The organism is Leyella stercorea DSM 18206, assembly GCF_000235885.1.
GTDB lineage: Bacteria > Bacteroidota > Bacteroidia > Bacteroidales > Bacteroidaceae > Prevotella > Prevotella stercorea.
The window spans coordinates 1-9,974 of sequence record NZ_JH379348.1; the positions used below are offsets into that span (position 1 = coordinate 1).

Genomic DNA, 9,974 nt, shown 5'->3' on the forward strand with positions numbered 1-9,974 from the left:
GGGGTATTAGGCTCCCCCGTCCCTTAGTTCGTGGCAGACGGGCAAGCCCGGATGCCTCCTATAACCGGCAGCACTCCAGAACGGGAAAGGAAACGGATTGTTCGCAGTTATACATTCGGTTTCTAATCTCCGGTCTGGTACGACTTCTCCTGAGCCTTTGCCGCAAGCGCAAGAAAAGGCTTTATAAGGGCTTTTAAGCCTTCTATGCGGTCTTCCTCATGCCCGACATCATTTGCCCTGCTTTCGTCAAAGAGAAGTCCTGAAAGTTCGTTGGCAGTAGCGAGCAGCCCAGACCAGTCACCGTAGAGTTCGAGATGGAAGTAGTCCATGGCTCCTGAAACATCATCGAATCTCGACTTCCGCAGAGCACGTTGCAGGGCGGCCAGTGCGATGCACTCCTGAGCAGCCTGGCTGATTTCCACCGCCCGGCTGTTACCTCCGGTTGCCGAACCTATATGGGTGACACTGTCCGGACACGAAAGGTTGTCCTGCATGGCAGTCCCGTCCATGGCCTGGCGGATGAGCTGTCCACATCGAAAGCCGGTTTCATCCGTATCGGTTTTGCCAGTTATCCAATCGGACAATACCTCATGCATTAGGTCGGCAAACTCCGGCACCTGCTGTCCGGAACAAGACTCCACGGAACTGCCGTTCTGTACGTTCATGGTAATGATGACGCTTTTGGAAAGACGGATACGGCTCAGCAGGCCGAACCCCTCCAGTGCATCGAGGAAAGAACGGACGGTAGCCCTGTGCCAATGCCATTCCACTGAAAGGTCTGAAACCGTCACATGACACTGGTTGGGATGGAGTTCAAACTCCTGATTTCTTAAAAAGGGGGAAACAAAACCGGCCAGAGCCTTGTCCAGCAAATCACAATAGGCTTCTGTTTTCGTTTTCCGTTCACCCACTTTCTCCTTGAGGTAGTCAAACACCTCTCTGTCTGCCAGTATCGGGACAGTTATTCTTTGTCTGGTTTTCATTTTCAATCTGTTTTTGAATGGTTATTATTGCGCGGATATATCAGTGTTGCCGCTGTCCGCATCCTGCGGCAACCTTGCGTGATGATAATCATGATAGCTTTCGGCCAGCAGTGCTGGATGTTGCATCCATCCGGTAATCCGGTCTAAATCCCCGGATTCGGTCATTACCCGATCGGAGGGATAGAACAGGGCAGCCAAAAGAAGAAAGGCGACGGTGACTGCCAGCGTGTACAGATGCGGTACAAAGCCGATGACCAGTACAGTCGTTGCCAGAGCAACAAACGAGGATGTCCTGCCGGGCAAACGTCTCAGCCAACGGTCCGTCCGCCTGAACGAATAGATAGCGGCACAGACTGCGGTCGATAACAGGATACCGAACTCGCCGACATGTCCGCAGGCATAGACATAGTGAAAAAGCAAAAGCAGGATCAAAAGGATCCGCACATAGAGCCTACGGGCCTTTTCACGGTATACCATGGCGTTATAGAACCTTGCCATAAAAGTGCGGTTGCTCTTGTATAATGCCATGGGCACTGCAAACAGCATGGCACAGAAAATGAGTTGTAAGATGTTCCAAATCATAAGTAATAGGGTTTTTCGCGTGCTTGAATGGGCAGTATCACCAGCTCCAGACGGACAATGTTGTGGGAAGCCAGCAGGATGATGGCCTCGGCATCCCGTGGTGAGAGATACATCGCAGCCTTCTTGATACGCTGCCTGAACGTATGTTCCTGCTTGCGGTAGGTGGCCAATGCCTTGTCCAGTGCATACTCCGGGATTGTCCAGGTCATGCCCTTGGTGTACGGGCCTTTGTCCTTGTAAGCCCGCAGTACCAATGTCCGGGAAACGATGTAGTCAATATGGCCGTTCCTTGGCAGTGCGTACTCCTTATAGGTATTGTCATCAACGACCTCTATCCATGTACGATACTCCCTTATCCAATAGACCATCTGTCGATATAACGTATTCCTCATGAGGCAACGGTCATAGAAAATTCAGCAGGACATCTTCCTTATCCTTCTTGTATTTGAACACACCTCCCTTGGAATGGAGATCTAGGTCAAGGCACAATTCGCCATACATCTGCTCCAGCGAATCATAGATGGTGACAAGGATGGTGTCAACCTTGCCGTCCGCACCGGTCTGGCAGTTCATCTTGAACATCTGGCCGAAAGCAGGATTGGAATATGCACAGGTGCTGTGACCGAACTTGACCGTATGCGATGGAATATGGTGGTAGAGCGTTATCAGCTCCATGTCGTCCTCGAACATATCCATTACCTCTTCCAGGTCATAGGAATCTCGCAATGGAAAGGTCAGCAGTGCATAGTCGCCGTAGAACTGCGGCTCTTCCATGATGGTCACATCCAGCAGCTGTGGCAGCTGAAGCGGGACGAACGTCATAAAGTCGTCAAAAAAATGTCGTAACATATTCATGATATTGTTATAGCGTGTGTATGAAAATTTCCATCAGCATTCCGGGAAGTTCAGACAGGCGTGTGCCTTCAGATTGCAGGATCCGGCTCAGGCTTTTGAATACCGCAGGGGTCTGGGCCGCCATCCTGTCAAGCTGTTTCCGCTCATCCTCGGAAAGCAACGCCATGGAAAAAGCATCCAGTGAAGAATAGGGCTGCACGAGCATCCATATATAGGCATGTGCCTGTACGGGTGTCTTGACCCTCTTGTTGCGGACGTCATCCATGCAGGTCTGCATGTTCTGTATCTGCCGGCGGTTGGTACGAAGGACCAGATAAAGCATGGCCTCCCGGTAGGTGATTTCCTTTCGTTCGGCAGCAAGGAGTATCTGAGAGCAGCATTGCTCGGTGTTGCGGGTGACATCTGTCAGACCTTCACCGTCCAGTTCATGCAGGTGTACAAGGAAGGCACGGAATACGGCATCCTCCTTTGTGATAAAGGCTCTCAGGTCTTTGGTGCTATGTATGCCGGCACGATTGGTGCGTGACAACAGCGAACGGTAAGCGGAAAGGACCTGGGTCCGGTTTCCTTTATGTGCCGGCTGGTCATCCAACGAACGGAAGAAAGGGCGGATTTTCTGTACGTCATCCAGCAGTTCCGTATCACGGGCATAGGAGGAAAACTGATTTTTGAAGGACAGGAGTTCCTGATAGGTACGCGGCTTCGAAAGAACCAGCCGTGAGAACTCGTTGCGGATTGAATCGTGCAGGCGGACACATGCCGAACGTGTGTCGGGATGTTCCCGTATGAGCGAGTCCTTGCGGAGATGAAAAAAGACGGAATCCTTCAGTTCCTGCCATTGGCGGACGTAAAGGGTCAGTTCCTTGAAAGAAGCACTTTTTTGGCTTCGTATATCGAACAGATACTTCCGGTAGGTTCCGGCAGGGTCTTCTGCCACTTCCGACAAAGGCTTGCCGCTTCCGTCACCGCATGATGACAATCCGCAAATGGTCAGTGAAGCGGCACATACTCCGGTCAACAGCCAGACTCTTTTACAGTATGATTTTACACTTTCCATATTTGTTATTTCATATTAAAACAGTGCAAATCTATATATAAAAATCGTGATAATATTCTTTCGATGTCAGAATTAGCGATTTTTTCATAATCATATTAACAATATGATTATCAATGAAAACAAGTGAAAGAAAAACAGGATTTCCATCCGTTTAAACGATTATTTTTCCACAATATAATTTTGGATTTAAAGGAAAGTATTATATTTGCACTTGTTATCAAAACAATGTATAATCAAATGGCAAAAGTCGGTTACATATTCAGGGAAAACAATGAAAGTTTTGACACGGAAAGAGAATGGATGCAGCAATACGGATGTGTACAGATTGTAGAAGAAACGGTCGAACACGAAACATTGCGTCCGATGTGGAAACAGCTTATGGCAAATCTTGAAAGAGGTGACGAACTTGTCGTGGTCAAGTTCAGCAATGCCACACGCGGGCTGAGAGAACTGTCCGCATTCATTGAACTGTGCCGGATCAAGATAGTACGTATCATATCCATCCACGACAAGGTGGATACCCGAGGTGAACTGTTTCCTTCCACGACAGCCGCTGACGTGCTGTGGATAATCGGTGCGTTTCCGGAGGAGATTGCGGCATTGCGCAGGTACTCTGCCCATGTGGAAAGGCTGCGCCAAAGCATCAAGGCACCGGCAGCCCCGAAAGTGCTGCCCAAAGCCGAACGAGACAAGAAAATCGTGGACATGTACACCAACGGCCATTCGTTCGATGATATCTGGGCTGCCAGCGGCTTCAGCAGCAAAAGTTCAATATGGCGCATACTCAACAAATATGGTGTAAAGCTCGACCGTGGCCAGACCAGCGGTCCGCGTGTCAAGAAGAAGACGGAAGAGGATGATAGCGGAGTAGAAAACATGTGATGTAAATCCGGATGAATTTCACTCCGTATTATTTTGTAGTTCAGAGATTATTTTGTATCTTTAGATTCAATTACAACTGTATAAATATAGAATACTTATGGGAGAACTGATTGTATTATTCGTGGTGTTTTGGATTGTCGGCAAGATTCTGAAGGGTATATTCGGTGGATTCAGCCAGAGCGACTACCGGCGTGACCGTTAAGCCAGAAGGTAAGTAAGTGCATAATTTTATCATTCATTTTAATCAGACCATGACAAAGGCAGAGATTGTTGACCGGATAGCAAAGCAGACCGGTATAGAAAAGAACACGGTAACAGCCGTAGTGGAAGCGTTTATGAAAAGCGTGAAAGATTCGATGATTGTAGGAGAAGAGGTTTTTCTGTGAGGGTTCGGCAGTTTTATAATCAAACATAAAGCACAGAAAACGGGACGTAACATTTCAAGCAATACGACTGTCATCATCCCTGCCCATTCGGTTCCTGCCTTCAAGCCTGCCAAGACTTTTCGTGTCATGGTAAAAGGGGGCATCGAGGCTAAATAGCACTGAATCTTCATAACTGATAACTGATATAATTGATTAGAAAAATGATTGCCGCATCGCTCTGTCTTTGGAGCAGGTGCGGCATTTGTTTTTATTCCGGTATATTCCTCATGGCGGTATCATACTTCAGAATCTGTTCCCTTGTCAGCCATTGTGGTTTTTCCTCCTCGGTGAAACTGTCATAGAGCCTGGTCATGTACTCCAGTTGCCTTTCTTCATCACCAGCCCACAAACGGTTGGGATTTCTGTTGCCGAAACCAAGATAATATTCGCAATCTGCCTGTAGGCGTCCGAGTAGCATGTACCGAAACTTCAAATCGTGCTGTAATACTTCATCTACTGTCATTTTATTCTATTTTTTTAAAGTGTTTCATTTGCCCTGCTTTGAAATTTACCGACTTCATCGCAAGGGTCGCTTTTTGGTGCCCATCATATGGCGAAGCAGGAATGCAAAGCAAGAAACCCGGAATGAAATTTTATGAATACCGGAATCTTTGATTGCGGAAGGTTACGTCAAATTTCACTTCGGGTAGCGACAGTGATACTTGCAGAGCATTCTTTCGACGTACCTTTGCACAAGAAAACATTCCCGAGCGAAATGTCGGGATGCAATCAGAGGCTGCCCGCCATTGCAAATGATAAAAAGGGACTGGTAATCTTGCCGCTATAAGAGGGAAAAAGGAATAACTAAAAGAGAGAAAAGGACAATATATAAAAGTCTGGTGTCGCTGGAAAATCGGGTGTAAAAAACGATACCGTGCCGAAAAAGGCGGTACGGTATCGTTAAAACCAATCAGCAATCCATGCCTGGAACAGCTGTTCAGAAACAATCAATGTCGGCTTCTTGGAATGTCTTCGGGAAATGCTGGTAAATCAATGCAAGATTCAGCATTACCATCGGATACTCCACAAAGCCGCTCCTGCGTTTGTAACCGGAATCCGTTGCCAGCCCGTTCGCACTCAAAAACGCCATGGCATCCGGATAATGGTTCACATCAATAAATGTCCGGTCGGGCAATCCAAGGGCATCCATTTCCTCCAAATTGACAGAAAGGACGATATACTCACTTTCATCCTCCACGCTCTGCAACAGAAGAGCCAGCCACCCGTTGGCATAAAAACGAGGTACAAGATAGCAGTTCTGTCCTCTGAACCTGTACTCCTTCCGTTCCAACGAACGGTCCGGTTCAATAAGCCGAAACTTATCTTCTCCGGCAACAAAAGTTCTCATTGGATTGCTGACATCCACATAGATGCCGTTGGCATGGTGGCAAAGATAGTCCGCATTTTCTGCACGGACGATTGCAAATGTAATATCCATATCTATTTTATTGAGTTTAACTGATTGAACTATCTGCTTTATCTGTATGACGGCATCAGTCCGTCACCTCATAATAATATTCCAGCTCGCTGCCTTTCAGATTCTCGATGGCGTATTGGTCGGCTTGCATCCAAAGGATGTTGTAGAGCTTTGCCATTTCCGGGGCTGCCTCGTAGTGCTGCCAGATTTTGTGGTTGAGTACCAAAATAAGTTCTGTGAGGTACTTGTAGCTCTGTTTCCACTCTGCAAATGCTCGGTTGAAAGTGTCTTGGACTGCTGGAAGTCCGAAGCGGTCTGCTATCGAAAAATCACTCCAAAAAGTTGTCTGTAACATGTAGCCGTTTTCTGCCATAAATTCTCTGAATGTCATATCACTACAATTTTAAAGTTGATGAATTTTGTTTGTTTTCCCTCTGGTAGTTTCTGTACCGGAAGGTTGATTTTTTTTTCTGCTCACGAAATTGGCGGTCGGTCCGGGCAAGGAGGATGTGGAAAATACGCTCGCAGGCACGGAGAGGAAGATTTTCCGACAGCCAGCAAAGCGGTTCCTTGACAGGACCGGAAAACGGCAATCAAACTTTGCAGAGAAAAATAACAGGCTTGCGGAATGGAACCCCGAAAAGCAGTAAAAACACAAAGGAGCGACATGACATTATAATGGTACGGAAGTACATGCATGGTACGGAAGTACATGCAGGGGAAAAGCTATAAAAGGGCGGAATGGCTGAAGCCGTCCATGAACAAAAATAAAGCGACCCGAAGGTCGCTTTGTCTGTAAGGCCGGAATCATTTCTTGCCTTTCTTCACAGGTTTTGCCTGTTTTTTAGGAGCTTCCTCCTCTTTTTCAACAGGCGGATAAAACTTGACAGCCACGGTCACGATGCGGTTGTGTTTCGTACCGTCCTTGTCAATCCATTCTTCTGGTTTGAAATAACCCTCGACGGTAAGCATGGTACCTTTGGTCAGCATGTCGAAGGAATCGGTGTTCTCGTTCTTACGCCATGCCTCGATATTCATGAAGGCGGAAATGCGGTTGGATTCCTCTCCGTTTTTCTCCAGTCGGCTTACAGCCAAAGAGAAACGTGCTACGCTGGCACTGGTGAACTGATGGATTTCTGCATCTTTGCCAATGAATCCTGTTACTGCGAAAGTGTTCTCAATCTTTTTCATATCGAATTGCTTTTAGAAGTTATTAAATTATTTTTACGCTGCGGTAAAAAGTAGATGCAGATAAAGGATGCACCAAGGATAGCGCATCAATACGCTTTATTTTTGGCGAAGACAAAACCAAAGGCCTGATAAAGGAAGATTGAAGCGGCTACGCCATTGGTCAAGACTGCTAAGGCGTTCCTGACTGCACACTATCTTTGCAACGGGAAAATGATGATGGCTTCGTTGGAAAAGCAATGATGAAAAATGAGAACCAAATGGAGGGAACAGCAGGCAAAAGCTCGTGTCCACTCTCTGGTGCAGGAATTGAAGCACCTTCCCGGACAACCACAAAAAACGGAGAGACCGGACTTTTCCAATGTCGCTTGTCGAGGCAGCAAAAACAGAACGGCATTCATTCAAAGTATACTGTCGAAGAGGGTCATTCCAATCCGAATGGAGCAAGGACAGAACACACAGCTGAGGGTGGCTGCTGTATCCGCACCAGAAAAAGAGGGAGTGAAAAAATGGCCATAGGGAAAGGCAGAAACCGGATCAGACAGAAAAGCGGGATGCTTTTCACATGAATGGACGGCTGTAAAAAAGGAAACGGCGCAGCCAAAAGAGAAATTATAAAAGGAAGGGCGGCAAGGCTGAAATGGGTAGTTCCATTCCAGCCGGTAGCCAATATCTGTTGGCTGATTAAAACTCAACCAACATGATACGGTGCTTGAAGACCAGAGTCTTGTCACTCGGACGTCTTTGACAAACCCAAAGGTGATGGGCACCATATCCATAGGTAAAATACTCATGAAGAGGAGTCTTCTCTTCCAACTGTCTCATACTTTCACGCAGCTCCGCTTCATCGGTAGAAAAAAGAATTGTATTGATGATTCGGAAATAGAGGTCGGTCACCTCCTCGGAATAAGGGCAAAAGCTGTGTTCAATCGTCACTTTCATGTTTTCGATATTTATGGTACTTCTATAATGTCCTCAATGCGCCCATACAAAACGGAACGCAATGAAGTCTTGTCAACTGCATAGTATTCGGCGACATGTCCGTATTGCTTTACGAAATAGCGTTTGAGGACATCCGAAAAGTCAAAACAATACCCCATCAAGGCTATGCCACATTTGAAGTGGCAGCACTCTTGCAGGCTTCGTGTAAGCCAGTTCTTTTCGGAACGGCTCAATTTGCCGCCATTATCAAGACGTTCCCGTAACTTGTAAACCTTGCTGTCTTTCAGCTTCTCCAATTCGGGGACATCCCACTGTACGAATTTACTTGCTATCTGTTTCATTGCTGTTGTCTTGTTTAATCATTGATAATCACTTCATCTCTGTATTCTTCTATTTCTTTGCCGCTGGTGAGACGGACAATGACTGTGTTGCCATAATCTCCGACAATGGTGCCTTCTGTGTACCCTCTGTAGGGAGTAAGCAACGTGCAGGACAACCCGATAATTTCGCTGTCTTCCTCGTAAAACATAATCGTATGATTTGAAGGTTATAACTTAACGTTCCACTTGCCTTGTGAGAATATCCTGAAGCTGACATAATCACTATCAAACTCATAGGACAGAATCTTGATATAGACTTTGTTCTTGTTTGCCAGGGATGCTATCAATTTGCTGATTTCTTCTTCGGGGTATTCCCAACGTGAGGAAAATTCCGCATCAATGCAATCGTTCTGACGATTGATATAGCCGTTGAATGTTCTGTCCAGAAACTCCTCTATCGTATCAAGGTCTTTTGAACACTCTGTTCTTGCGTAGAAGATGTTTGTTGCATAGTTCGCCATAATCCTAAATTTTAAGTTCTTATATTCCCTCCTGTAGCATTTCATCTACTTTCGGGCTTGATAAATTATGTCGCCACAAAAGGTGGCATGGCTCTTTATGCAAGGTTTTCAGACCAAATACTACCTCAGCGAAGCCGAGTGTGGAGATTTTGTCGTAAACCATCAGGCAATGACCTTGCATACAAGAAAGGCATGGCAAGTACCTTTGCGACACAATTTTCATCAGCCAGACCGGAAGTTAGTATGCGAAATGCCGGGAGAAACATGGGAGATGATTGCGTGCAAAGGGTGTGATGGGAATGTAAAAAGGGTTTGCAGCCAAAAGAGAAAGACAAGGGAGACCTTCCAGAGAGTAAAATGGGAAAAGGAAGGATGGTCGGGAAGTGAGCTGTAAATCCAGTTTAGTTTGGTTTGTTAGCCTTATATATATGCTAAACTAAATTAAACTAAATATAGGCAGTCATATTTGGCTGCCTGCATAAAAAGAATTAGATTTGTAGAAGTGATGCAACTTTAGAGGATGACGGGCTTGCACTTTTCTCTTTTGGCTGCAAAAAAAACATCAGTGCAAGCCTTAATCTGATTTGTAAACCCAAGGAACAAAAATCAAATAGAGCAGCTTGAATTTTCACTCCAAAGGCAAGCAACTGCAAGCAAAGAAACAGAGTGCAAAAGAAAAAACAGGAAAATGGATAAAATTCACTTTTTGTTTCTAATTTGTTTCTTAATTCAATCATGTAGTTTTGTAAAGCATTATATATTAGTGTATTAGATATGTAAATTTTAGCTATGTAATATTATT

General features: G+C 45.9%; 15 protein-coding genes and 1 pseudogene. 2 read left to right on the top strand and 14 right to left on the bottom strand.

The genetic code is table 11. The features are described 5' to 3' along the window. Positions 1–122: 122 nt before the first annotated feature. From HMPREF0673_RS00715 to HMPREF0673_RS00735, 5 genes are read right to left on the bottom strand one after another with little or no spacing between them, the layout of a single operon-like run. Positions 123–983 carry a hypothetical protein gene (locus HMPREF0673_RS00715; protein WP_007896824.1) on the bottom strand — a complete coding sequence of 287 codons (861 nt, stop codon included), beginning with the start codon at positions 981–983 and terminating at the stop codon, positions 123–125. A gap of 24 nt (positions 984–1,007) precedes the next feature. Continuing rightward, positions 1,008–1,565, bottom strand: coding sequence for a hypothetical protein (locus tag HMPREF0673_RS00720; protein WP_007896827.1), 558 nt, complete (start codon positions 1,563–1,565; stop codon positions 1,008–1,010). After that, the gene (locus tag HMPREF0673_RS00725) at positions 1,562–1,957 is read right to left on the bottom strand and encodes a hypothetical protein (protein WP_040596142.1); all 396 of its coding nucleotides are present in this window, start codon (positions 1,955–1,957) and stop codon (positions 1,562–1,564) included. The genes HMPREF0673_RS00720 and HMPREF0673_RS00725 overlap by 4 nt, the downstream gene beginning before the upstream one ends. Positions 1,958–1,967: 10 nt before the next feature. After that, the gene (locus HMPREF0673_RS00730; protein WP_149963081.1) at positions 1,968–2,414 is read right to left on the bottom strand and encodes a hypothetical protein; all 447 of its coding nucleotides are present in this window, start codon (positions 2,412–2,414) and stop codon (positions 1,968–1,970) included. Positions 2,415–2,427: 13 nt separating this feature from the next. Continuing rightward, the gene (locus HMPREF0673_RS00735) at positions 2,428–3,477 is read right to left on the bottom strand and encodes a hypothetical protein (RefSeq protein ID WP_040311580.1); all 1,050 of its coding nucleotides are present in this window, start codon (positions 3,475–3,477) and stop codon (positions 2,428–2,430) included. Between the two features lie 237 nt (positions 3,478–3,714). Here HMPREF0673_RS00735 and HMPREF0673_RS00740 point away from each other — a divergent pair, with 237 nt between their 5' ends. Both HMPREF0673_RS00740 and HMPREF0673_RS14015 read left to right on the top strand, forming a co-directional pair. Then, positions 3,715–4,359, top strand: coding sequence for a recombinase family protein (locus HMPREF0673_RS00740; RefSeq protein WP_155819219.1), 645 nt, complete (start codon positions 3,715–3,717; stop codon positions 4,357–4,359). A gap of 233 nt (positions 4,360–4,592) precedes the next feature. Then, a pseudogene (locus HMPREF0673_RS14015) lies at positions 4,593–4,901 on the top strand (HU family DNA-binding protein). Between the two features lie 91 nt (positions 4,902–4,992). Here the strand turns inward: HMPREF0673_RS14015 and HMPREF0673_RS00750 are convergent. The 9 genes from HMPREF0673_RS00750 to HMPREF0673_RS14020 form a co-directional block, all read right to left on the bottom strand. Next, positions 4,993–5,247: an LPD11 domain-containing protein gene (locus HMPREF0673_RS00750; RefSeq protein WP_007896841.1), complete on the bottom strand. Its 255-nt coding sequence runs from the start codon at positions 5,245–5,247 to the stop codon at positions 4,993–4,995. Between the two features lie 474 nt (positions 5,248–5,721). Beyond that, positions 5,722–6,222, bottom strand: a complete 501-nt coding sequence (locus HMPREF0673_RS00755; protein ID WP_007896843.1) for a DUF4313 domain-containing protein — start codon at positions 6,220–6,222, stop codon at positions 5,722–5,724. A gap of 55 nt (positions 6,223–6,277) precedes the next feature. Then, positions 6,278–6,592: a hypothetical protein gene (locus HMPREF0673_RS00760; protein ID WP_007896845.1), complete on the bottom strand. Its 315-nt coding sequence runs from the start codon at positions 6,590–6,592 to the stop codon at positions 6,278–6,280. A 416-nt stretch (positions 6,593–7,008) separates the two neighbouring features. Then, positions 7,009–7,392 (bottom strand): single-stranded DNA-binding protein, encoded by a 384-nt coding sequence (locus HMPREF0673_RS00765; RefSeq protein ID WP_007896849.1) that lies wholly within the window; start codon positions 7,390–7,392, stop codon positions 7,009–7,011. A 681-nt stretch (positions 7,393–8,073) separates the two neighbouring features. Continuing rightward, complete coding sequence (locus tag HMPREF0673_RS00775) at positions 8,074–8,331, bottom strand: hypothetical protein (RefSeq protein ID WP_008144950.1); 258 nt, start codon at positions 8,329–8,331, stop codon at positions 8,074–8,076. 11 nt (positions 8,332–8,342) lie between these two features. Next, entirely contained in the window at positions 8,343–8,672 is a 330-nt protein-coding gene (locus HMPREF0673_RS00780) for a hypothetical protein (protein WP_007896861.1), read from the bottom strand. A gap of 14 nt (positions 8,673–8,686) precedes the next feature. After that, the gene (locus tag HMPREF0673_RS13645) at positions 8,687–8,863 is read right to left on the bottom strand and encodes a ribonuclease P (protein WP_149918941.1); all 177 of its coding nucleotides are present in this window, start codon (positions 8,861–8,863) and stop codon (positions 8,687–8,689) included. Between the two features lie 15 nt (positions 8,864–8,878). Then, complete coding sequence (locus tag HMPREF0673_RS00785; RefSeq protein WP_040311579.1) at positions 8,879–9,172, bottom strand: hypothetical protein; 294 nt, start codon at positions 9,170–9,172, stop codon at positions 8,879–8,881. A 488-nt stretch (positions 9,173–9,660) separates the two neighbouring features. Next, positions 9,661–9,909 (bottom strand): hypothetical protein, encoded by a 249-nt coding sequence (locus tag HMPREF0673_RS14020; protein ID WP_008144947.1) that lies wholly within the window; start codon positions 9,907–9,909, stop codon positions 9,661–9,663. Positions 9,910–9,974: the final 65 nt, after the last annotated feature.